We start from the raw sequence: 24,756 nt of genomic DNA, 5'->3' as shown, positions 1-24,756 counted from the left end.
CCACAAATCTTCTCACACCTCCGGAGTATATTCAATTACTTCGGAGGTATTTTATACATCCCGGTTCCAAATATTAGAAGCATAACTATTATAACTCTAATACTATTCTTAATAAAAAAGGGAATAAGTCATCGCAAACATTCCCTTTCCCATATCTATTAAAACGAGAGCAACATAACATATATCATTTCTTCGGTTTTACTCTTTTCACAGGCTTTATTATTAATCGCAACGAAGGGTCATAAGTGAAATAACTCCACATCCAGTCTATGAAAATGAAAAGTCTGTTCTTTACACCTACAATACTCATTAAGTGAATGAATAACCAGACTGCCCAGGCAGGAAAACCACCAAAACGGATATTCTTCAACTCTACAATGGCGTTATTTCTTCCGATGGTAGCCATCGAACCTTTATTATGATACACAAAAGGTTTAAGTGGAAGTCCCTTTTCTATGTTGTTCAGATTCTGAACAAGAAGCTTAGCCTGTTGAATAGCCGGCTGAACAACCTGAGGATGTCCCCTCGGATAATCTTCTGAAATCATTAGAGCAGTATCACCAATAGCAAATACATTGTTAGTACCGACTACCTTGTTGAAAACATCTACATTCAGTCTGTTCCCCGGTCCGTAAGCGTCCTGCGGAAGTCCTTCAAGACTGTTAGCTTTCACACCTGCTACCCAATAGATATTTGTAGAAGGTATGGCCGTACCATCTCCCAGAGTAAGCAAATCATTTTTATAATCTACCACCTTGGAATCCACCTTTATTTCAACTCCTTTTTTTGCCAGATAGTCATGTACTTCGGTAGACGATTTTTCGGAGAAAGCCGAGAGTAGGCGAGGGCCTGCATCGATAAGGACAATACGCATCTGCTCTATATCCAGATCGGGATAATCTTGTGGCAAAATGAACTTACGCATCTCTGCCAATGCACCCGAAAGTTCTATTCCGGTAGCTCCGCCACCTACAATTATAAACGTCATCAATTTTTCCCGTTCTTTCAAATTACTCGTGTTCTGCGCTTTCTCAAAGCTTTCCAGTACTTGGTTACGGTTATAGAGAGCTTCTGCCGTTGTTTTGAGAGACATGGTATGGAGAGCCATCTTATCGTTACCGAAATAGTTGGTATAACATCCGGTTGCAATTACCAGATAGTCGTATTCAATAGCTCCAATGGAAGTTTCCAACATATTTTGTTCCGGAATAACCCGCTGGGCTTCACAGATACGAATATGAAAATATTTACGCTTTTTAAAAATCTTACGGAAAGGGAAAGAGATTGCACTCGGCTCTATACCGGCTGTAGCTACCTGATAAAGAAGAGGCTGAAACAGATGATAATTATTTTTGTCTAACAGAACAATTTGAAAATTGTCATTTTTTAGTTTGCGTGCCAGCTTTAATCCTCCAAAACCACCGCCTACAATAACTACTCTTTTTCTTTTTCCTTTATCGGGAATATCAATTTTATTCATCATGTTATTATTATATTAATCTGATAGTATATTAACATCACGGAAGGGAAAATTGTTTTTGTTATCCACTACCTCCAAACGTGTTTTTGTCAAGAGCTGATTTATTGATTATTAACCTGAAAGCGACTTTCTCAGAAGATAATATCAGTTGCATTGCAACACAATAGCATTTACATCGCAACATACCGAGAAATGCATCGTAACATAGTAACAAACGAACCGTAACATACCATGTAATTTTGAATAAGTACCGGGAAAAACTGCAATAGATACCTGCCTATATACCTTCAGAAGCCGGTATAAAAAAATAAAGGAGAAAGCCATAGCTTTCTCCTTTACAAGTATTCTAACTGAATCTACTTTATGATTGCAATTACAAAGATACTGTTTTTTTGACTAAAAGTCAAGCATCCGATGTATTATTTCATAGAAAATCTTTTTTATTTATCTCATTCTCTACCAGATACTCCACTTCGTGAGCTTCCGTCAATTGAGGTACCTCAAGCTTACCAAGCATACTGTCCAACACACTCTCCGGAAGCGGATATTCTCTTTCACGGTTCTGTTTTCGCCAAACGGAATAGTCTTTCTCAACATAAACCACTTTAACACGAGCCCCATACCCGGCAAAGAGATTGATAAGCTGAAAGCGCATCAGAGTAGTAATATTAGTTGCATTCCATATGAAATCCTGCCCTTTACGCAAATAAGCACGGGCTATCTTTTTAGCTTCCTGCACCACCCATCCATTTGCCGATTTGTCAGTAGGACTCAGTTTATTCTTCCGGCGAATATCATCCAGGCTGATAACAGGAAGAGCTATACCGGACGTTTCAAGATAATGATCTTTTCCCATTCCCGGTAACCCGGATAACAGAACAACATTACACTTAAACTTTTCATACGGAATGTAATCTATATAGCTTTCTTCCGTATGAAAGTAACGAAAACGGGCATGATCAGTGGTAAATTCTCTGCTCTTTTTCCAGCACCCCTGCTCACGGCAGAAGATTTCAAATAACTCCAGCGATTCCATCAAAGTATTTTTATCCTGACAGATACGTCCTTTTATATCAGCTTCGGCAAGTAAACGGAGTTGCGAAGTGTCCACTCTGAAAGCTGCCTTGGCAACCTGTCTCACAGGATCCTGCTTTTCCATCAGCCATAAAGGGAGCCCGTGAAACCTTACAAGTGATGCTATCTTTTCACGAATGATAAAAGGAGTTGATGTATCCTTGTACAAAAGCGTACGCACAGTATATTCTCCCTTACGGGCATGCCCTTTGGCAGTGATACTGCCATCTTCCTCAATGACTGTAGTAGAACGTTTTTCTACATCATGCAGTAGTGCAGCCGTCCAAAGTATTTCTTTGTCCTGCTCTGTAAGGGCAAGATAGCCGGGTAGTTTCTGTAATTCTTCTATCACCCGCCAGGTATGTGTAGCCACATCTCCTTCGGCATGATGAAACTGGTCCTGAGAAATCCCATTCATATCGCGTAACCATTCGAATTGTAGTTCGAGCGAGCTACGATCTTTCTTATCTGTTAATGTCCAAATCATATTTTTCTTTATTTTCATTAAACTCCCAGAAAAGCCGGGCACGCTTCCAGTGACGTGTCCAATGCTCATCTGTTTTCACATGTCCTTTGCGCACATACTTAAATACATTGTGTGCAAATTCGCTAACCGGATATTCATCTGTATTCCGCACTACCAACCCTTCACGTGTACAATCTTCTCCGGTAAAAGGATCTTTTGTACCAAAGACTCCCGGTTGCCGGGCAAGCGTAAGTATCTGCTCCCGAAATTGTTCCTGAGGAAGTTCTGCAACGGACTCCAATCCCAATTCGGGAACCGTTGGCAAATCAAACACAAACATAGCAGCATAAAACTTTACCTCTTCCCAGGATAACCATTTATCGAGGCAACGCACGGCAAAAACATAGAAATACGATTCTAACCGTTTGTATTCAATAGAGTGAACAGCATACAGATTTTCACCAAATAATTCAAAACTGCCCAAATCATGCTTCATTAATTCCCAACGCTCACGCAGTTGTCGTGTCCATGGAGAAGTAGCAGGTGCAGCATGTGACCGTGCAAATACGCCGGCGCTGTTCAGACAATTATTCTCACCATCCAATTTTTCGGTATATACAAGCGTGTCAATCCGCTGGATATCTTCCCAATAAGTATGGTTGATGCGGTCGTCACTTGTAGTTCCCGGTGAGAAAGGAAAGTGATACGTACGACCATATTTTTCTGATAACATTTTGTTTTTATTTAATTATTCTTTATTCATTCTTACGATACGGGGCATAAAACGCCCTTGTATCTCTACCAGGTTTTCCTGTGCCCGCATCACTCTTTCGATGTCCTTATAAGCAAGAGGCATCTCTTCCACACTGCCTCCGATAAGGGTTACGCCCGCTTGTACCAGGTATTTCTTTAAAGCGGACTGTGTGAAGGTGCTTTGGGCCTGTTGTCTTGACATCGCCCGTCCGGCACCATGAGAGGCCGAAAAGAGAGATTCACGTACTCCTTTACCACAGACCAGGTATCCGGGAGTAGCCATACTACCCGGAATAAGTCCGGGTTGGCCTTTATAAGCCGGAGTAGCTCCCTTGCGGTGAACAATGGCAAAGTTACCGGGTGCTATTTCCTCCTCCCAGGCAAAGTTATGGTGATTGCTTACATTAGCAACCGGGATCAATCCCAAGGCTTTGGCAAGATTAAGATGAATCCTTTCGTGACAAGCCCGAGCATAATCTCCGGCAAGATTCATACTCATCCAGTATGCTTGTCCCTCTTCCGAATGGAGATCAAGCCAAGCAAAACACTGGGCTTCGCGAGGTAATTTACAAGATTCACGTGCCAGAAAACTATAATGTTGTGCAATAGCAGCTCCTAATCCACGTGAACCTGAATGAGACAACAAAGCAACATAATTCCCGGCAGGTAACTGTAAAGCATTGTCCGCCTCCAGTTCCAGTTCTCCGAAGTTCACAAAATGATTCCCTTGTCCTGATGTACCTAATTGCCGGACAGCCTTCCCATGTAACTTTTGTAACAGGGGCGTCAATCGGAATTCTTCTCTGTCCAACACTTCATGCTCCTGTGTAAACTCTAATCCACCATCCATACCAAAATGTGTGTATTCCTTTAACGCCACTTTTGTCTGATGAGCATATCGTTTCAGAAAATCCGGCTTCGCATCAAAAACCGTCAGACTCATCCGGCAGCCAATATCCATTCCTACGGCATAAGGTATTACTGTATGATCCGTTGCCAGTACACCGCCGATAGGCAAACCATATCCGGCATGTGCATCAGGCATCAACGCTCCTGCCAGCGTTACCGGGAGTCGCATGGCCAGTTCCATTTGTTGTTTGGCAGAACTTTCTATAAACTTGTTACCATAAGTTTGGTGCATCAACGGCACTTCTCTCAGATCATAGACCTGAAACTTCCTTTCTATAATGGTGGGAGAGAAGTGTTCCGCCAGTTTCCCCCATACTTCATCATTTTTATATGCTTCGGGATTATCAAGCACATTTGCTAAACGAACCAGAATTTCTTCTTTACTTTCATACTTGCAATGTTTGCTTACAATGGCAACAGCCAGACTGCGTGCCACATTATTTGTATATCCCAGTTTGCTTAAATCTTTTAAACGTATTCCCATGATTTCTTGCATAGCACACTGATCTCATCCCCGGAATAAACATATAATGTTCCGGAGTAATGAGGCAATATGCCTGTTAGCAGTGCAGAAGAAGACAGAACATAACATCCCCGCTTCACCACACTGAAGTGATTAAATAATAAAATAATAAGATTGCAGGACTAATCAATTTTTCTCCGGCAGCAGTTTCACGGAGTGTTCAGATAATAAAATTACTGGGGCTCTTCATCCCGATGAGCCGCTTAGTCCTGATTTTGATGTGTTATTTCTCCAACATAATTAATACCCTTTCCATAGTTTAAAGGGTGAATACTAAATTTATCGTTGCAAATGTAATTCATTTTTTAATGATAGCAAAGCGAAAGAAAATAAATTTAAAAATAATCGCTGCAAGGTTTGCTATTTTAAAATAAAGCTTTACCTTTGCACCCGAAATCAAAAAAAGCATAATACTAATGCACTCTTAGCTCAGTTGGTAGAGCAACTGACTCTTAATCAGTGGGTCCAGGGTTCGAATCCCTGAGGGTGTACAAAAAGGAGACTATTTTTAGCCTCCTTTTTTATTTGTCTTAAGTCGACAAAAAACTTTAAGACCAATAAGAAAACTGCGTCGCTAGCACATTGATAATCAACCAATAAAAGAGTATACACTTTTGCATATTAAAAATGGTTCTTCTTCAATTTAGTTGAAAAAGACATGTTCCATCACCATCTTAATTCTTAGCAACTCTAATCCTGCCCTTCCATACATAGTTCGCTTCACTGCCTTTAGTTTGTTAACAAAGCCCTCGGTAATCCCATTGGTAATGTTATACTTGATTGTATTTTTGACGGCTTTATAATCTTTCCTTATTCCCAGTATAAATGTTTTAAGCGTTTGTATCTCTGTATTCCAATATTTTTTCATCCATCTTATTAGTTCATATGTTTCTGTGCCTGTAATAATACAATAAAAGGATTTGGCTGCTTCATGCATTTGTCTAAACCAATCGAATTGATACAATGTCTCAATCAGTTCTTCTTCCGACTTATTCATATTTCCTTGATAGATTGATTTGGCAGTGATAATAGATATCCGCTTGAGAGGTAATATCCTTGACCTTTCGTCGGTCTGTTTCACTCTTCGGTTGGGTTTGAAATATTTGGATCTAAATCCCCTGTGTCCATCACTCAAGTATCTGTAGTGGGCATAGAATGGGGCCAGACTTCCTTTGAAGCCCATGTTGCAAATCTGGGCATAAAGGGTACTCAGGGGTGTTCCATTTACAACCCCGTCTTCAATGTGCTTGTCATACAAATGGTAATCGGTCCTGGCTTTGCTGTTTCGCGGAGCAAGTTCTTGCATTCTGCAGAATTTGAGTGCAGTCGGGCGGGCTATTCCCAACTTTTTAGAAATGGCAAAGGGGTTGAATCCCTTGAGCTGCAGTTCTTTCACCTCTTTAAACTTTGTCATGCGGGAGTCTGCTTTCGCTTTCTTTGGAGGTATATGGATCATGGCAGTCTGTTTTGGCTGTAAAAGGCAATCGTCCATGGATTCTTTCTCCCTGATTTTATTGCAGTATGCTGCATAATGCCCGCTTAGGAGCTTGTCCATACATTCGTGTATGTTTTTAATAAGATGGAATTTGTCTGCAACCTCCACAACATGCCGTCCGGTAGACGCAATGGCCGAACTATAACCGGTAGCCCTGTCTCTGCTGACGACATTTACACATGGGTGTTCTTCCATCCATTCGAGGAAACTTTTCGCTTCACGGTCACCCAACAAATCAACCGGATACTTATTTAATAAATCGATAACGATGCTGCCATATGACACGCCTTTGCGCCAAGCCCAATCGTCAACTCCAACTTGTTCAATCTCTTTGTTATCAGGAGGGCAGAGCTGATGTAGGCAACGCAGTATTGTTGATGAACTTAGATCTACGCCACAATACGAAAGTAGTTTACTGATGGTTCGGGAAGACATCATAAGACCATTACGAATGACAGTTAACTCTAATCGGCGTGTACGCCTGCGGTAGCGGAAGACTTCATTGCCGGGTTGTTCGGCAAATGTCTTTTGGGGGCAATCTGCATTTTTGCAGAAGAACTTGCGCGATTCCAAGATCAAAACAACCTTCTTGCCAAGTATGGACAAATCATTTATTGTTCTAGTGTATCGACTATGAACATGATGACTTTCACCCCCACAATAAGGGCATACCGCACTCCGCTTTGAACCTTTGGCATATAGAACTATCGTATTACCTTCATACCCTACATCTTCAATGGAAAGGTCGGATGATTCGTAAATAAAAGAAAAACTATTGTTTTTATGGAATAGGGTTGAACACAAGCCATTGTTTAATGAGGTTTTTATCGTAACTTTGTTACCGTTAGGTTTATCGGGCATTCCTTGATTCTTTGTGTTTGGCGATATAAAGATAACAAAAATGCCGGAAAACCTAACTCTTTTAGGAGATCAGTTATTATCAGTGAACAGAGCATTAAACTGATAAAAGAATGAGCGTTGATGATTTTGAATCCCATAGAGCCTACTTTGCAAAAGTGACTTATCAAACACGGTTCAACTAAATTGAAGAAGAACCTTAAAAATGTACATTCTTGTTATGTATCATTGTACACTTTTGCAATACATAAGTGTACACTCTTGTAATTCCCCTTCATACAGGTTAGTGTAACGCCTTCATTTCTTTTCGGGAGAGAGTATAGTTCTTCGGGCAAAAATGTAAATTTAAAAATATAAATGCTACCTTTGTTTCATTGTTACTATTTTAAAATTAATAGAATATGAAGAAATTAGTTTATCTGTCGACTTCAGTAGTATTTTTATTGGCTGGCATTATTTCATGCAAACAAGCTCCAGCCACTCAAATCATTAACGGAATCGTGTATGATGCAAGCATGAACAACCTGACAATTATCTCTGATCAGGGAGATACGGTAAACATCAGCACAATGGATGCCAATCCACAGAAAGTGCCCGGAGTATTACTCAATGATTCTGTCAGAGTAACCTGCACCCATGAAGATATAGACGGAGTTAAAATTCTGAAAGCCGACGAGCTAACAATTACCGTGCATTCTCCTTATTACTATATTCAGGGAACCTGGCTTGAACCCAATCCTATAAATCTCAAAGAGATGCAAGGATTCACACTCAATCAAAACGGAACGGCCAGTTCTGTGGATATGGCAACTTTACTGATAAAAAACTGGAATCTGGATAATTGGACACTGACTCTGCGATATGAAAGTATTGGCAACAAACAGACCATTACAGGAACCGATACCCTGAATGTAGTTAAAATCGATGCAGATTCACTCATTCTGGCCAAAAAGGCAGAAGTAGTGTGGCGACTGGCAAGGCAAAAGTAATCAGAGATCCTACCGTAATTCATGAATACCTTATTTATATTGTCATACTTTTAGTGTTGGCACGTATCCTACTCAAATGCTCCGATGAAATACCAAGATAGGAAGCAATATGCCGCAACTGTACACGCTGTAAAATCTCCGGTTTCTCTTTCATAAGCCGGAGATAGCGTTCGGTTGCCGTCATAGACAAACTGGAAATAAGGCGATGTTCGGTTCCTACAAATTCTTTTTCTATGAATTTCCGTGCCCAATTGCATACTTCCAGATCTTGCTGATACAATTCATGCAACTGTTTTAAATTCATTTTGTACAACACGGAATCCTCTAAAAGCTCTATCGTCTCATACCCTTTCTCACCATTCACATATCCCTGAGCAGATATAATAATATCATTTTCCTTCCCAAACCAGATTGTAATATCTCTTCCGTCCACTTCAATATAGGCCCTGGCGATACCTTGCTTTATCAGATATACATCACGTTCGATCTTATCTTTAGTGAACAAAATAAATCCTTTAGGATAGGAAATTTCATCCCATATAGACTCCAATTTATTCATTGTATTCTGTAAAATGGTATCCTTTGAAGGACAGGAAAATGATGTAATATCCATAACATGACTATATTTTGTCCGACAAATATAACTGATTTTATCTATTAAAATACTTAATTGATAATTATCAATTACTTTTTCTAACCAAGCTCATATCTTTACTGAAAATTTTAAATAATTAAATTATGGCATGGTTATTATTGATTGGAGCCGGGCTACTGGAAATAGGATGGCCTTTGGGGTTCAAACTGGCAAGTATTTATGAGAAATATTTCTATTTATTCATCACCATATCCATTGTTTCTATGGGAGCAAGTGGTTTCTTGTTATATCTTGCACAGAGAACAATTCCTATTGGCACTGCATATGTCATCTGGACAGGAATCGGAGCAATAGGGACAGTTCTTATCGGTATCTTCTTCTTTCATGATTCAACAAATATATTCAGACTGTTGTTTGTACTGCTGATTCTGACAGGAGTAGTAGGACTGAAAATGGTACATTAGAATAAGCCAGAAACAGAAAGAATCTATTAATAATAAAAGAAAATCCGTTGTATTTATTCAAAATACAACGGATTCTTTTATTTTACAAAATGCTTGTACACCCTCAGGGATTCGAACCCTGGACCCACTGATTAAGAGTCAGTTGCTCTACCAACTGAGCTAAGAGTGCTTATCTTCTCATTTGCGCTTGCAAAGGTAGATTTTTTGTTTTATTCAGCCAAACAAAACAGGAACTTTTTTAGCCGTTTTTATTGCTTTCATTCGAATTCATACAGATCTGATGGCGTACTTCGCTTTAATGCAAGCAGTTGCACATCTTTACCTACAATGATTCCTTTGTTCTTTAATTTCCATTCCACAGTCTTGTATGCCAATTCCGGATGATTATTATCTTTACTCAGGTGGCAAAGCCAGATATAACGTAGATCTTCGGTAAAGTTCTCTGCCAGGAATTCGGCTGTTGCTATATTACTCATATGTCCCGTACCGCTTGATATACGTTCTTTCAGATATTGCGGATAAGGTCCCATCTTCAACATCTCTTCATCATAATTGGCTTCAAGAATCAGGTAATTGGCTTTGCGGATGTATTTGGCAGCGGTAGGAGTGATCTCGCCAAGGTCAGTAAGGAAAGAGAAGATCTTACCATCTATCTCAATGCAATAACCCACATTATCTGTTCCGTCATGAGGGACTTCGAAAGACTCTATATGGAAATCCTCCAATTCCATCGGCTGTTCCTTTTCCAGATAACGGACAGAAGAATGTAACTTCTCCGTCATACAATAACTCTTATTAATTCCGGCATGAACACGAGCCGTTGTATAAACCGGAATATTCAGTTTTTCCCCCAAATGTCCTACAGCTTTGATGTGATCGGCGTGATCATGAGTCACAAACACAGCACGTATGGACTCCATTGCTACATTAATGTCTCTCAGTGTCTTTTTTATCGTTCGTATTCCAATGCCGGCATCGATTAGTATTCCATATGTATCAGTACCCAGATAATAGCAGTTTCCACTACTGCCACTTGCCAGGCTTATAAATTTTACTTTCATTTCGTATCCTTTTCTTTAAAATGCAAATTGCCGTCAACTTTTGTGGCAAAGTGACGGCAAATATACACAAAAAAGAAGAAAATAAGCCTTATGCTTTCTTCTTTTTGTCGATGGATTGGGTGATTTTAGCGAAAATAAGAAGAGCAATAGCTGCTACCAATCCTATACCCGCAAAATAATACCAGATATAATGAGCATTCACACTGGCAGCCTCCCATGCTTCATGTGATTCAAACAAAATTGGATCCGGACAATATTTCGTTAATAAAATACCAGCCAGCCCAAAACCAAAGATAGAAGAGAGGAATGAGTGCAGATGACTGAATCCCAGATACATTCCTTCTTCGCCTTTAGGTGCTTGTAAAGAGAAATATTCAAGATAGCGCGGAGAAATAAAACATTCAGCCAACGCCTGTATTACAATACCAACAATCATCATTAAGGTAATATTAGTCATGCCGGATATTATATCATTTCCAAGCAGGTTACCACAAGCCATCAATAATGCTGAAACCGGAATCAGAAACATACCGATATTCATAGAAGTGATAGCGGTACGCTTTGCCATCAACCGGGTAATAAAACTGACACAACAAACCACCACAAAAGGATTAACATTAGCAATCCACCCCGGCTTCGCTGTTTCGCCCGCCATACGAATAACATACTTCGGCATAGTGGCATACAATTGTTGTTGCACCATCCAGAATCCGGTAATGATTAAAATAAGAATCAGTAATCGCCAATTAGTCATGATTCGTACAAAACCACGCCAGATTTCATGCATACTTTTTCCTTCACCCGCCGTATGTGTTGATTTATAGAAGAAAATCACTGCCAGAAGAGCAAGCAATGTCATGCCACCGGAAAAATAATTGATGTAAATATACGCCTGCTCACCTATAAAGTTTCTCAGTGGATCAATAATGGTTTTACCGGTGAAAGCACCAATATTTACCATCATATAGAAAATGGAGTAACCCCGTGCACGTGTAGCTTCTGTTGTCTCTTTGGCTACTGATGCAGAAATGATAGATTTGATAAAAGAGCCTCCTATCATAAGTATAGTCAGGACAGGAACTATCATCCAACGGGCATTGCTGTCCGGCAAACCGGAAAAACGGGTTACTTCACCATAAGTAACCAGCCCCGCCGATTCAAGCAGGGTAGGTAATACTCCTAATCCCAAATATCCGATGGAAAGAAGTGAAAAGGCAATGATCATAGACCGTCGGAAACCTATCTTATCAGCATAAGCTCCCGAAAAAATAGGAAGTAAATACAATCCGCCGGAGAAAAGACCGGATATCATACTTGCTTCTAAATCATTAAAACCTAAAATACTGGATAAATAGATCGTGAGAACGATAAACACAGCATAATAAGCCATGCGTTCAAACAGTTCGACTGTGTTGCTGACCCAAAAGGCTTTAGTGAATCCTTTGGTAGCACTTTGAGGGGAATTGTTCATGTAAATTTTCTGTTTTTATGTATTAATTCAGCGCAAAGATAGTCTTTTTTGGCTATTTATATGTACATTTGTCAGCAATAACACCTAAGAAATAGTGAAATGAGAATAGCTGTAGACTTTGACGGAACCATTGTAGAACATTGTTATCCACGTATTGGCAAGGAAATTCCTTTTGCGATTGAGACCCTGAAACTGTTACAACGAGAGGGGCATTGGCTGATATTGTGGAGTGTACGCGAAGGCAAACTCCTGGAAGAAGCTGTAGAATGGTGCAGGGCACGAGGCCTTGAGTTTTATGCAGTGAACAAAGACTATCCGGAAGAAGAAATGACAGATAAAGATTATTCCCGGAAACTAAAAGTAGACTTATTTATTGATGACCGTAACCTGGGAGGACTTCCCGACTGGGGAATTATTTATCAAATAATAAAAGAGAAAAGAACCTTTGCCGAGATATACAAGCAAGAGCCTAAAAAGAAAAGAAAATGGTTTTGAAAATAAAAAATACCGCAAGAGAAATCTTCCCATATTAAGATTTCTTTTATGCGGTATTTTTGTTGAGTGAAAAGAAAAATGCTATTTATTGTTTTTATGCCCATAGCCATATCCGTAACCGTACTTGCCATAAGCATATTTTTCATCAGACATATTGTACCCGTTTACCAATATGGAAATACGATTCAACTGACCACCCGATTCCAAATCCCGTATGATTGACAAAGCCTTTTTGGGTGTATAATTCAACCGGCATACATAGAGAGTGAAGTCCGTTATCTTTCCAAGGCTCAATGTATCACTCACCATACCTACCGGAGCCGAATCGACGATAATATAATCAAATTGTTTACGCAAATAATCAAAGGCTACCCTAAGTTTTTCTTTTTCCAATTGTTCTGCCGGATTGGGAGGTACAGGACCTGCAGGAAGCACAGACAGGTCTTTATGAATGCCGGAAGGATAGATAATGCTATCCAGGGACACTTCACTCCCGGAGAGGTAATTAGTCATTCCCTGTTCATTTCTAATCTTAAAAAATTCAGCGAGTCTCGGACGACGAATATCAAGCCCCACAATTAATACTTTGCATCCCAGGAAAGCAAAAGTCAGCGCTAAGTTTATACTCGTAAAACTTTTACCTTCAGCACTCATCGTAGAAGTCACAAGAATACATTTCTTATCATCTCCTTCGGCCATAAAACGAAGGTTACTGCGCAAACGCCTGAATGCTTCATCTATTACATCATTCCGACCGTCTTCAACTTGCCGTTCCGAATCATTCATCTGTGGAATAGTCCCCACCTGTGGTAAACCAATTGCTTCCAACTCAGATAGTGACGTCAATTTAGTACGGAAAATTCCTCCAAACAGAACTATTCCGGCAGTAAGCACAAGAGACATGAAGCTCGCTCCGGCATAAATCATCATACTTTTGGGAGCTACCGATGCATCAGCAGCAAGCGCCGCATCAATAATACGTGCTTTATTAATAGTAGCAGCCAATGAGATAGCAGCCTGTTCTCTGCGCTCAAGTAACATCAGATAAAGATTCGCCTTAATTTGTTGCTGACGGTCAATGTTATTAAATTCTCTCTCTTGTTTGGGCAAATTATCTATCCGGGTATTAAAATAGTTTGTTTTCTGCATAATATCGTCACGCGCTATCAGTAAACCATTTTTTATTCCTGAAAGCGAATTGAGCACATTCCGCCTTAAAGCGTCAATCTTAATACCCTGGTTTATAACAGCCGGATTATTCTCTTTCATTATATGCAACAATCTTTCACGCTCCAGCAATTCTTTATTATACTCATTTACTAATTTGGCAAGTTCAGTATCTGCAATTCCGGTATTAATGGGCAATAAAGAAAAAGGGTGGTTACTATCTTGCAAATATTCATAGATATAAGCAGTCATGTTCAATTGTATTTCTACATCAAGCAATTTCTTCTCGTATTCATTATTTGTATTAAGATCAAGTACCATGTTGGTTTTTATATCACTAAGACGCTCTTTCAGTTTATAGCGTTCCAGATTCTTGTCCACAAAGCCCAGTTCACGACTGATACTATCAAGCCGCTCTGTTACAAACTGCAAAGTATTTCCTGTCACTTTGTTTTTATCTTCCATCGCATCACGGTTATAAATTTCAATCAATCTGGAAAGGAAAAGCTCTGCTCTGCGCTTACTGACATCCGTGTATGAAAGAGAAATAATCGATGTTTTCTTAGAAATGGTACTAACGGAAAGACGTGATGCGCAACTTTTCACAGCATCTATAGGACGGCAAATCATAATTTTCATAGTTCCCGGCCATTCACTCTGGTCGTTGGTCATACGAAGCATCACTTTTCCTGCGGGCGTTTCAACAGTAACCGGAAACCCTGTAAACTCAGTTGTCCGGCAAACATCATTTAATGCTGCAGTCACTACATATCCTCTTTTCTTACTATCAATTTCCAGTAGCAAAGTTCCTGTCAAAGTATCCATAGCCGCTTCATCAAGAATAGCAACCAATGGTGAAGCAGTATCTTCTACGTATCTGAAGTTTTTTCTGATGCGATAAGTCGTATGCAAACGAAGCTCATTGACTACCTGTAAAAGGGTAGAACGCGAACGTAGTATCTCCATTTCATCATCAATCTGAGTTCCTGTATTAGGAAGTTGGGTATTTGCCATGGCAAAAAGTTCGTCAACTACTTTATTCTGATTCTCTGTCTCCTTAATAACAATGGAAGCAGAGGCCTGATAAACAGGAGTTACTAAATGAACATAAATAAAAGCAGCAGCCAATGCCAGAATAAGAGAAGCAACGAACCACTTCCATCGGGCAAGAAGTTTGTAAAAAAGCTCAATTAAATCAATCTCCTGTTCCTGAACAGGGTCATTCGTCATTCGGTTATTTTCCATAATCTTTAAATTAGCGAAGTATGTTAACAATCAATCCGGCAAGTGATATCAGAATAGAAGTAACAGAAACCAGCAATGTAGTAGAAGAACCGATATTGGCACTTTGAGACTTTGCTTTATTAGGTTCTACATATACAATGTCATTCTGCTGCAAATAGAAATAAGGTGAGTATATGATATTGGCATCATTCAGATTCAGTGTAATAATATGCCGGTGAGAGTCGATGTCCTCTCTCATGATTCGTATACGATCTCTTCTTCCATAAATCGTGAGATCGCCCGCCATAGCTAATGCTTCAAATACATTTATCTTTTCGTTAATCACCGTATACATATTGGGGCGATTCACTTCTCCTATGACAGATACTTTATAGTTTATCAAACGGACGGTAACAATGGGTGGTTCTTTCAGGTACTTATGCAACTGTGAAATAATCATTTCAGAAGTCTGTTGTGTTGTGAGTCCGCCTACTTTCAATTGTCCCAGAACAGGGAAAGAGATCTCCCCTTCATTGTTAACGAGATAGTTTTGCAATGTAGGTTGGGAGACAAGACTGGAAAGGCTGTTGCCCGACTGGGCAGAAGGAACAATCAGATTGAATGGCAAAGCTGCTTCCGGTTCGGGGGTACTGACAGAAATGGTTATTAAGTCTTTTGGCATGATCCGGGCATCAAAAGCCACGGAAGATTCCGGTATTTCTACACTTTTCTCTTGTAAATAGACAACCCGCCTGCTTGATGCACAAGACATGACAACAAGACACAAAGCTACAACCATGGTAGCCTGAACTGCTCGATTCATTACTGTTTGTTCGTAGCCGGTGGTTCCCGCACCAGCTATTCTAATTATATATAGAAAGCGTGGGAACTGTTGCCATTATCTGTCAAGAGGTATCGCCAAACACCCGAAACACAAATAATGAAGCAACAGCCCACGCCCAACTATACATTCGTAGATATACAGCGAGCATGAGCGTTTTGTTGCTTATTATTCCAGTGTCTCTTTTGAAATTGGCGATTTCCTTGACAAGAATAATATCGTAAACGCTTCTAACTAATTAATATGTAACCATTTAGAACCTTTATATAAAGTTTCTAAACAGACTGCAAAGTTAATGAATAAAATAGAAATGACAATGGTTTCATATAAAAAAAACGGCAGGAACATGATTAGTTCCTGCCGGTATTCTGTTTTCTTATCAGATTTTTATCTGATTAAAACTGAAAGAAGTTCTTAGCATTATTATAACTGATATCTTCAATCATTTGGTTTACACGATCCATTTCTGATACCGGAATTTCACCATTTTCTATATCACGACCCACCAGATTACATAACGTACGACGGAAATATTCATGACGCGGGTAGGAGAGGAAGGAACGAGAATCGGTCAACATACCTACGAAACGACTCAGCAATCCTAATACAGAAAGAGCATTCATCTGCTTTTCCATACCATCTTTCTGATCGAGGAACCACCAGCCTGAACCAAACTGTATCTTTCCTGCAACAGTACCATCCTGGAAGTTACCCAGCATCGTGGCAATCACTTCGTTTGCACAAGGATTGAGGTTATAAAGGATTGTTTTTGTCAGTTTACCCTTAGAGTTTAAGCGGTCAAGGAATTTAGACATAGCTTTTGCCGTAGTAAATTCACCAATTGAATCAAAACCGGTATCAGGACCCAGAAGCTTAAACATCTTACTGTTGTTGTTACGGATAGCACCATAATGGAACTGTTGAGTCCAGCCTTTTTCCCAATCCATTTCACCAAATACCACCAACATAGCCGATTTAAACTTCAGAATCTCTTCCTTCGTCAATTCTGCTCCGCCATACACCTTATTAAATATAGCTTTGATTTCCGCATCTGTATAATCTTCGGCATAAAATTCTTCAATACCATGATCTGACAGTTTGCAGCCTTGTTCAGCAAAGAAGTCATGACGTTTGCGCAAAGCAGCAATCATATCATCATATGTAGAGATGGTAACGCCACTCACTTCGGAAAGTTTTTCCATATATGAACGGAAGTCTGCAGGAACTTCTACAGCCATCGCTTTATCCGGACGCCATGTAGGAAGCATTTTTATTTCAAATCCACTCTCACGTGTTTTGATGTGATATTCCAGTGAATCAATAGGATCATCAGTAGTACAAACCACTTCTACACGATAACGACGCATCATACCACGAGCCGAATATTCGGGTAAAGCCAACTTTTCATTACATTCATCATAGATCTCACGGGCAGTCTTCGGACTCAAAATCTTATCAATACCAAACGCAGTCTTCAGTTCCAGATGAGTCCAGTGATACAACGGATTACGGAAAGTATAAGGTACGGTTTCAGCCCACTTCTCAAATTTTTCCCAATCTGTAGTATCCTTACCGGTACAATAACGCTCATCTACACCGTTAGTACGCATTGCACGCCACTTGTAATGGTCGCCACCCAACCAAATTTCTGTCAATGATTTAAACTGATAATCATCAGCAACCATTTGAGGAATTAAGTGACAGTGGTAATCAATAATTGGCATCTTTGCCGCATGTTCGTGATACAACTTCTGTGCTGTTTCTGTCTGCAACAGGAAGTTTTCATCCATAAAGTTTTTCATTCTACTGTGTTTTAAGTATATAAAATAATTACTTTTTATATCGTAACCTATATAGTATTGATTGTAAAGCTAATAGGCCTGATTATCGTTTTAGTTTTATTAACCGTTATCGAACACAAAAGTAGAAAAATTACTTGTAGGAACAAAATAATTCGTATATTTGCAGCGAATATTTATAATATTTAAGTTTTAAAGCTATGGAAGACCAGAACTACACCATAAAAGATATAGCCCAGATGGCAGGAGTTTCTGCCGGAACGGTAGACCGGGTACTTCACAATCGGGGTGATGTATCTCAGAAAAGCAAAGAAAAAGTCCAGAAGGTGCTCGATGAGATCAATTATCAGCCCAATGTATTTGCTATCGGCCTGGCTGCCAAGAAAAAGTACACCATTACATGCATGATACCCTATTATGTAGAACATGATTATTGGCATTCTGTGGCAACCGGTATTGAACGTGCCCGGCAAGAGTTACGTCCGTTTAACGTTAGTGTAGATTACTTGCATTACAAACATGGAGACCGAAAATCTTATCAGGATGCATGTCAGAAAATAGAGAAAAGCAACACAGATGCACTGCTTTTAGCTCCTAATTTTCGGGAAGACACTCTTTCAATGCTCGCATATTTAAAAGATAAAAATATTCCGTTTGCATTCATTGATTTTGATATTGAAGAAGCTAAAGCTCTGAAATACATCGGTCAGGATTCTTATAAGAGCGGATATATTGCAGCTAAAATCCTGATGCGCAATTATCAGCAGGGGCAAGAATTGATATTGTTTTTAAATAATAACAAGGATAATCCGGCAGAGATACAGATGAAACGTCGTCTTGAAGGATTCATGAAATATATTTCTGAAGAACATAAAGACATCGCGATTCACGAAGTAATATTGAATAAGAATAATCCGGAAAAAAATAATGAAATATTAAGTGACTTTTTCCGGAAACATCCAAAAGCAACATTGGGGGCGGTATTCAACTCTCGTGTTTACCAGGTGGGGCACTACTTACGGGAAAAGGGACAGAACATGACTGGCCTGATAGGGTATGATCTTCTAAGGAACAATACCGAATTGCTGAAATCAGGAGAAGTCACCTATCTTATAGGTCAACGTCCCGGGCTTCAAGGCTACTGTGGTGTAAAAACACTATGTGACAACATCGTCTTCAAAAAATCTGTTGAACCGCTGAAATATATGCCGATTGATATTCTGATAAAAGAGAATATTGATTTTTATTTCGAATTTGAATAACATATTAATTTTATAATTTTGATTAACATGAAAGCATTAAACAAAGAGACAGCTCTTAAAGTACAACGCCCAGAGCGTATCATCCAATTTGGTGAAGGAAACTTTTTACGTGCATTTGTAGATTGGATAATCTATAATATGAACGAGAAAGCCGATTTCAATAGTAGCGTAGTCGTTGTTCAACCTATCGACAAAGGTATGGTGGACATGCTGAATGCGCAGGATGATCTCTATCATGTAAACCTCCAGGGACTGGACAAAGGCGAAGCTGTTAATAGTCTCACAATGATTGACGTTATCAGCCGTGCATTGAACCCCTATACACAAAATGCAGAGTTCATGAAGTTGGCGGAACAACCGGAGATGCGCTTTGTTATTTCCAATACTACTGAAGCCGGTATCGCTTTCGATCCGTCTTGTAAACTGGATGATGCACCTGCAACTTCTTATCCGGGCAAGCTGACTCAATTGTTATATCATCGTTTCAAAACATTCAATGGAGATAAGAGTAAAGGATTAATCATTTTCCCATGCGAACTTATCTTTCTTAATGGCCACAAACTAAAAGAAACAATCTATCAATACATTGAATTATGGAACCTGGGTGAAGAATTCAAAACATGGTTTGAAGAAGCCTGCGGCGTATATGCTACATTGGTAGACCGCATTGTACCCGGATTCCCCCGTAAAGACATTGCTGCCATCAAGGAAAAACTACAATACGATGATAATCTGGTTGTTCAGGCCGAAATATTCCATCTTTGGGTCATTGAAGCACCACAAGAGATTGCGAAAGAGTTCCCTGCTGACAAAGCCGGCCTGAATGTATTATTCGTTCCATCTGAGGCTCCGTATCACGAACGTAAAGTAACTTTATTGAATGGTCCGCACACTGTCCTTTCTCCGGTAGCCTATCTGTCGGGAGTAAATATTGTGCGTGAAGCCTGTGAGCACGAGGTTGTTGGTAAATATATCCACAAAGTAATGTTTGATGAGTTAATGGAGACACTTAACTTACCAAAAGACGAACTTGAGAAATTTGCTCACGATGTATTGGAGCGCTTCAATAATCCATTTGTAGACCATGCCGTAACAAGTATCATGCTGAATTCATTCCCGAAATATCAGACTCGTGACCTGCCGGGATTGAAAACTTATTTAGAGCGCAAAGGAGAATTGCCAAAAGGTTTAGTATTAGGTTTGGCTGCTATCATTACCTATTATAAAGGTGGTGTTCGTGCTGATGGCGCCGAAATTATACCAAACGACGCTCCGGAAATCATGAATCTGTTGAAAGAACTGTGGGCAACCGGTTGTACTCAGAAAGTAACAGAAGGTGTACTTGGCGCTGAGTTTATTTGGGGTGAAAATCTGAATAATATCCCAGGACTGGCCGAAGCGGTAAAAGCCAACCTTGATTCTATCCAGGAAAAAGGTATGCTGGAAACTGTGAAAAGTATTCTCTAAATAAGAGATCAAAATAAACAGGAAAGAGCGACTTTCATTTTGTGAAGGTCGCTCTTTTCTATTTTTAGTCATACAAAGAATTAGTCAATAGTAAGATCTTCAATAACCTCTTTTGACTGTTGGTTTACATCTTTCTCCACTCTGGGAGATGATAAAACCCAATAGCCCAACAATAATACAGCTATAATAATGGCTATAATAATCCATGTTCTGTTTTTCTCTTTCATTTTCGTTAGGGTTTAGTGAATTTTTATATGCTCAAAGAACAAACTGAAGATGAGTTTGTTCGAGCATACTTTTACTCCAAAACAAAATAACGTATTTAACAGTGTATTAAATACGTTATTTTATATCCCTAAAGTACGTACTTTTGACATGTAAGAATACGTACTTTTATATCAGGAAAATAGTATTATTTCTTATCTGTTAATATTATCGGCGATTTAGCATATAATTCGCTTCTCAAATGAAATTAACTTGTCATAAAACGCATTTATTCTGATTCCGCAGTCCGAAGTATAAAAGTAGTAGCACCAATCGTTATGATAGCACCATTTTCTATCCGGATACGGTCTTTATCATTTAAAATTTCATTCATTAGAAAAGTACCTGTCAGACTGGGAGCATCCCGAAGTGTATAAACCAGTTCCCCTTGCTTATTTCGTTTCACATTAATAATACAATGCCGACGATCCATACTCATATCACCAGTCTCGATAGGAGTGTTTATCATCGTGCCCACACAACGGCGCCCAATAACATTATCCCCTTCCTGTAAAGGTATTACTTGTTTGAAACCAAATACGTTCTCAATAACAACAATACACCCAAATTCATTTTTATGAGCTTCTTCATCAAGTATTTCTTCTTTTTGAGTCTCTCTCACTTTACTCTTTCCCAAACGAATACTAAACTGCTTACCGCAGTGTTCACAAACAAATACCAGAGATTGCCCTTCTGTATACTTAGTTTCATCAAAAGAAAGATAATTCTCACACTTAGGACAACGAACTCGTTTCATATCTTAAAGGATATAGGGGGATTTGTATTACTTAACCAGCAACCAAGCGGTTTTATAGGTGTCATTCTCTCTTAACTTCAAAAGCTGTTTTGTACCCTCTTCACGAGTTGTACACGACATTATACTTACACGGATCTTACCATCATTATTTAAAACTTTCGCTCCTGTAAATCCTTCAGCTTTCAATCGTTCTGCCATTACCTCTGCATCTTTTACACCAATGCCTCCGGCAACAATTATATGAAAATTACCTTCTGTCTGTTTTGATTTTACAACAGCTTCAGATGTCGGAATCGATTGAGACTCATTTGATTGTACAGCAGCAGACGTTTTATGTACCTCTTCTGTAACAGGCTGAGCTACTTTCACCTCTCGTACCGCAACAGGTTTTGTTACCTTTTTCCCCGTTTTTTTAGAAGTACCGGACACTGCCTTTACCGACTGCTTCACATCCTTATTCATCACAACAGGAGTCATCGCAATAGATTTTCCCTCTATTTTTTCAAACAGATCAATCGGCAACAATTGAGCGTAATTATCTTTTTCTACATAAGTATTTTCAACCGGAGTGGAAAGGAAGAAGAATAGTACTACCGCAGCCACTATAGCCACCGCACTACGCACCATCCCACGATTGATCTTGATCTCATATGATTTCTTTCTTTCCTGAATAACAGGAACCAATACCCTTTCTTTTTCCTGATGTAAAACGGTCAGTTCCTTCATTTCGAAAGAATCAAGCCCATATAAATAAGGTGTAGTAATTTTATTATCATAAGGAATGAACTCATAAGTATCATGGATCGTATACCTGATTTCTCCAACATTATCCAAATCAACCTTACCTTCTTTATGCAGCATAATGATCAACTCTGAAACCTCATCCTCGACTATCTTGGAGGCATCCGAGAAGTTCGTATCATATACAGCCATATAAGATTGTACCAACAACCCATCATTCAGCTTTAATTGCGGATTAAAACCAATGGTACGGGTAGGAGGGAGAAACATGTTCTCTTCTACTTGTATCGCAGGCGTATAATGAGCTACAAAACCTCCTAATCCGGGAACAATTACACAATCATTCTCCAATAATAATACTTCTATATGCTGTGACAACTCAATCATGAGTGCAAAATTAACAGTTTTATTGAAGATATGCCAGAAAAAGGCACTTAATTATATGCATCTAACTGGTATTTTACCAAATATTGACTACTTTTGCATAAAAAAACAGAAGATGATCAATATAATTAAACAAAAATATAGATTTACTAATACAGAATCTTGGTTTGCCGATAAAATAGATAAAAAAAATAAATATAAATTTTACTATTATCGTCAAGCACTAATAAATGTACCTACCCAATCTTTTTATAAAGAAGAATTTCATACTTTACTAACAGATCTTAGACTCTCCGAGGAGGAATTATTTAGAAAGTGTTCAGCTACTGTTCGTAATGAAATAAAGAGAGCAGAACGGGAGGGAGGAACATTTTCTTACAATACTTCTATTGAAAATTTTATTCCTTTTTTTAATAACTTTGCACGTGTAAAAGGATTAGAAGTTATAAAAGAATCGCAAATGAAAGCGTATGGTAAACATTTAATTATTACAGAGGCTACATTTAATAATAAGGTATTAGCTTCTCATTCTTATATTATTGACGAAGAGTTGAGACGTGTTAGATTATATCAGTCTGCAACTCAACGTTTCTCAAAAGAATTAGATCATAACTTAATTGGACGTGCCAACAAATTTCTTCACTACAAAGATATGTTAAAATTTAAAAAGTTAAATTATTCTGTTTATGATTGGGGTGGAATAGCTCATGACACTATGGATTCAAATCTTATAGGCATCAATAAATTTAAAAAATCTTTTGGAGGGATAGAAAGCGTAGAATATAACTATGCTTCATTACCATATATCTGGTTCATGCAAATAAAAAAAATATTTAAGCGTTAGTTCTTTTTACTTACTCTTTTTTAGAAAAAACAGTTACTCTTATTAATTATTAATTAGTTAATAAACACCTCGTTATTTAGCCAATGTAATATATTTTCTCTCAACTCCCCTTCAAACTGATAATTTTCACTAAATCCCCATCCATGCCCACCTGTAGGAAACACCACTAAACGAGATTTTATTCCTTGTCGGACCAGACATTGATGATACATTTTACTGTTTTCTAAAGGTACTGTATAGTCATCTGACGCATGAAACAATAGAGTTGGAGGTGTATAAGAAGCTACTTGCTTTTCCGATGAACAGAGATCAATTAATACATCTGAAGGATCCGCTCCCAATAAGTTTTCTTTTGTACCTATATGCGTATAAGGTTCCCTCATTGTTATAACAGGATAACAAAGTATAGTAAAATCCGGACGAGATTTATATGCTTTTTCCGGATAAATCACACCTATTTTCTCGTCAATATCAAAATGAGTCGAAAGAAGAGATGCCAAATGTCCACCAGCAGAAAATCCTATTACTCCAATCTGATCCGGACGAATTTTATAAGTAGCAAAATTTTCACGCAAATATCTCATTGTCTCTTGTACATCACTAAGAGGGATTTCCGGATGCCCATTAGGTAAACAGTAATGTAGAACTATAGCAGTCACTCCATGTTTCGCAAACCATTCAGCAACTAAACGCCCCTCATGAACAGCTTCTAAACACGAGTATGCTCCTCCCGGACAAATAACAATTGCGGGGGAAGGAACTTCATTTTTCTCAGATGGATAAATAATCAAACCTGTATTTTGAACATTCAATAACGTAGTTCCTACCCACTGTTGAGTACCTTCATTTATCCACCTCTTAAAAGGGTGTTCCTTCCCCCACACAGCAATATAGCTCGGAGTAGGTATATCCGACACTAAGCAAACAGAAAAACTACCGGAAATATAATTGTTTTCGCCAAATTCACATTTTTCAAATAAAAGACTAAAAGAATCATTACTAGCAGATGAGATAATAGCTTTTCCATCTATTATAGAAAATTGATAATACTTATTATTTTGACTATAACAAATTAAAATAGGCTGTAAGCAACTGTTATTGATATCCATTATTTTATTCTTGAAATAAACAACTAAATCAATCGACAAATCACCATTAATCGAAAATAACTTAGTAGAAAAAACAGAGCCATTATCTATTAAAACAGCTTTCTCTCTTGAAATATATTCATTTCCGTCAATATTAACGAGTGAAATATCCAAGTTAACAAAAGTTTCATCATTTCCCCCACTACAAGAACTAAATATCAGAATACTTCCCAATAAATAGATTATATATATTCTGCCACACATCCATATTTCCTATTTAAAATT

21 protein-coding genes and 2 tRNA genes are annotated in these 24,756 nt (G+C 38.7%); 7 read left to right on the top strand and 16 right to left on the bottom strand.

Annotated elements, in window-relative coordinates; genetic code table 11:
• Positions 1-184 precede the first annotated feature (184 nt).
• From VCM39_RS10175 to VCM39_RS10160, 4 genes are all read right to left on the bottom strand, one after another.
• On the bottom strand, positions 185-1,483 hold the full coding sequence (locus tag VCM39_RS10175) for an NAD(P)/FAD-dependent oxidoreductase (RefSeq protein WP_322934176.1): 1,299 nt from the start codon (positions 1,481-1,483) through the stop codon (positions 185-187).
• Between the two features lie 421 nt (positions 1,484-1,904).
• A complete protein-coding gene (locus tag VCM39_RS10170; RefSeq protein WP_322934177.1) occupies positions 1,905-3,041 on the bottom strand; it encodes an AAA family ATPase in 1,137 nt (378 codons plus the stop codon).
• Positions 3,019-3,753, bottom strand: coding sequence for an RNA ligase family protein (locus tag VCM39_RS10165; protein ID WP_322934178.1), 735 nt, complete (start codon positions 3,751-3,753; stop codon positions 3,019-3,021). The genes VCM39_RS10170 and VCM39_RS10165 overlap by 23 nt, the downstream gene beginning before the upstream one ends.
• Before the next feature lie 15 nt (positions 3,754-3,768).
• Entirely contained in the window at positions 3,769-5,166 is a 1,398-nt protein-coding gene (locus tag VCM39_RS10160; RefSeq protein ID WP_322934179.1) for an RtcB family protein, read from the bottom strand.
• 457 nt (positions 5,167-5,623) lie between these two features.
• On the opposite strand from VCM39_RS10160, the gene VCM39_RS10155 reads away from it, so the two are divergent.
• Positions 5,624-5,696: transfer RNA gene (locus tag VCM39_RS10155), tRNA-Lys, on the top strand.
• A 152-nt stretch (positions 5,697-5,848) separates the two neighbouring features.
• Here the strand turns inward: VCM39_RS10155 and VCM39_RS10150 are convergent.
• On the bottom strand, positions 5,849-7,561 hold the full coding sequence (locus VCM39_RS10150; RefSeq protein WP_322934259.1) for an ISL3 family transposase: 1,713 nt from the start codon (positions 7,559-7,561) through the stop codon (positions 5,849-5,851).
• Between the two features lie 398 nt (positions 7,562-7,959).
• On the opposite strand from VCM39_RS10150, the gene VCM39_RS10145 reads away from it, so the two are divergent.
• Entirely contained in the window at positions 7,960-8,547 is a 588-nt protein-coding gene (locus VCM39_RS10145; protein ID WP_322934048.1) for a lipocalin family protein, read from the top strand.
• Positions 8,548-8,581: 34 nt separating this feature from the next.
• Here VCM39_RS10145 and VCM39_RS10140 read toward each other — a convergent pair whose 3' ends face one another.
• Positions 8,582-9,160, bottom strand: coding sequence for a Crp/Fnr family transcriptional regulator (locus tag VCM39_RS10140; protein ID WP_221651062.1), 579 nt, complete (start codon positions 9,158-9,160; stop codon positions 8,582-8,584).
• Between the two features lie 125 nt (positions 9,161-9,285).
• Here VCM39_RS10140 and VCM39_RS10135 point away from each other — a divergent pair, with 125 nt between their 5' ends.
• The gene (locus VCM39_RS10135; RefSeq protein WP_221651061.1) at positions 9,286-9,606 is read left to right on the top strand and encodes a DMT family transporter; all 321 of its coding nucleotides are present in this window, start codon (positions 9,286-9,288) and stop codon (positions 9,604-9,606) included.
• A 96-nt stretch (positions 9,607-9,702) separates the two neighbouring features.
• On the opposite strand, the gene VCM39_RS10130 is transcribed toward VCM39_RS10135, so the two are convergent.
• The 3 genes from VCM39_RS10130 to VCM39_RS10120 form a co-directional block, all read right to left on the bottom strand.
• Positions 9,703-9,775, bottom strand: a tRNA-Lys gene (locus tag VCM39_RS10130).
• 88 nt (positions 9,776-9,863) lie between these two features.
• Entirely contained in the window at positions 9,864-10,667 is an 804-nt protein-coding gene (locus tag VCM39_RS10125; protein WP_221651060.1) for an MBL fold metallo-hydrolase, read from the bottom strand.
• Between the two features lie 88 nt (positions 10,668-10,755).
• Positions 10,756-12,138: a peptide MFS transporter gene (locus tag VCM39_RS10120; RefSeq protein ID WP_221651059.1), complete on the bottom strand. Its 1,383-nt coding sequence runs from the start codon at positions 12,136-12,138 to the stop codon at positions 10,756-10,758.
• A gap of 99 nt (positions 12,139-12,237) precedes the next feature.
• Between VCM39_RS10120 and VCM39_RS10115 the strand changes: the two genes are divergently transcribed.
• On the top strand, positions 12,238-12,633 hold the full coding sequence (locus tag VCM39_RS10115; RefSeq protein WP_221651058.1) for a BT0820 family HAD-type phosphatase: 396 nt from the start codon (positions 12,238-12,240) through the stop codon (positions 12,631-12,633).
• Between the two features lie 81 nt (positions 12,634-12,714).
• On the opposite strand, the gene VCM39_RS10110 is transcribed toward VCM39_RS10115, so the two are convergent.
• From VCM39_RS10110 to uxaC, 3 genes are all read right to left on the bottom strand, one after another.
• On the bottom strand, positions 12,715-15,045 hold the full coding sequence (locus VCM39_RS10110; RefSeq protein WP_322934049.1) for a polysaccharide biosynthesis tyrosine autokinase: 2,331 nt from the start codon (positions 15,043-15,045) through the stop codon (positions 12,715-12,717).
• A gap of 10 nt (positions 15,046-15,055) precedes the next feature.
• Positions 15,056-15,847, bottom strand: a complete 792-nt coding sequence (locus VCM39_RS10105) for a polysaccharide biosynthesis/export family protein (protein WP_002560253.1) — start codon at positions 15,845-15,847, stop codon at positions 15,056-15,058.
• Positions 15,848-16,260: 413 nt separating this feature from the next.
• Positions 16,261-17,667 carry a glucuronate isomerase gene (gene uxaC, locus VCM39_RS10100; protein WP_322934050.1) on the bottom strand — a complete coding sequence of 469 codons (1,407 nt, stop codon included), beginning with the start codon at positions 17,665-17,667 and terminating at the stop codon, positions 16,261-16,263.
• A 197-nt stretch (positions 17,668-17,864) separates the two neighbouring features.
• Here uxaC and VCM39_RS10095 point away from each other — a divergent pair, with 197 nt between their 5' ends.
• Positions 17,865-18,926 (top strand): substrate-binding domain-containing protein, encoded by a 1,062-nt coding sequence (locus tag VCM39_RS10095; RefSeq protein WP_221651056.1) that lies wholly within the window; start codon positions 17,865-17,867, stop codon positions 18,924-18,926.
• A 27-nt stretch (positions 18,927-18,953) separates the two neighbouring features.
• The gene (locus tag VCM39_RS10090) at positions 18,954-20,393 is read left to right on the top strand and encodes a tagaturonate reductase (protein ID WP_221651055.1); all 1,440 of its coding nucleotides are present in this window, start codon (positions 18,954-18,956) and stop codon (positions 20,391-20,393) included.
• A gap of 80 nt (positions 20,394-20,473) precedes the next feature.
• Here the strand turns inward: VCM39_RS10090 and VCM39_RS10085 are convergent, their stop codons facing one another.
• The 3 genes from VCM39_RS10085 to VCM39_RS10075 form a co-directional block, all read right to left on the bottom strand.
• Positions 20,474-20,620: a hypothetical protein gene (locus VCM39_RS10085; RefSeq protein WP_005931831.1), complete on the bottom strand. Its 147-nt coding sequence runs from the start codon at positions 20,618-20,620 to the stop codon at positions 20,474-20,476.
• 266 nt (positions 20,621-20,886) lie between these two features.
• The gene (locus VCM39_RS10080) at positions 20,887-21,414 is read right to left on the bottom strand and encodes an FHA domain-containing protein (RefSeq protein WP_195348515.1); all 528 of its coding nucleotides are present in this window, start codon (positions 21,412-21,414) and stop codon (positions 20,887-20,889) included.
• Positions 21,415-21,441: 27 nt separating this feature from the next.
• Positions 21,442-22,542 carry an SPOR domain-containing protein gene (locus tag VCM39_RS10075; RefSeq protein WP_322934051.1) on the bottom strand — a complete coding sequence of 367 codons (1,101 nt, stop codon included), beginning with the start codon at positions 22,540-22,542 and terminating at the stop codon, positions 21,442-21,444.
• On the opposite strand from VCM39_RS10075, the gene VCM39_RS10070 reads away from it, so the two are divergent.
• Positions 22,541-23,383, top strand: coding sequence for a hypothetical protein (locus tag VCM39_RS10070; RefSeq protein WP_322934052.1), 843 nt, complete (start codon positions 22,541-22,543; stop codon positions 23,381-23,383). The two genes, VCM39_RS10075 and VCM39_RS10070, sit on opposite strands and share 2 nt — an antisense overlap.
• A gap of 53 nt (positions 23,384-23,436) precedes the next feature.
• On the opposite strand, the gene VCM39_RS10065 is transcribed toward VCM39_RS10070, so the two are convergent.
• Positions 23,437-24,735 (bottom strand): alpha/beta hydrolase, encoded by a 1,299-nt coding sequence (locus tag VCM39_RS10065; RefSeq protein WP_322934053.1) that lies wholly within the window; start codon positions 24,733-24,735, stop codon positions 23,437-23,439.
• Positions 24,736-24,756: the final 21 nt, after the last annotated feature.

It is taken from the genome of Bacteroides mucinivorans, from assembly GCF_034654355.2.
Lineage (GTDB): Bacteria > Bacteroidota > Bacteroidia > Bacteroidales > Bacteroidaceae > Bacteroides > Bacteroides nordii.
This window is presented reverse-complemented; position numbering and strand designations above follow the sequence as displayed.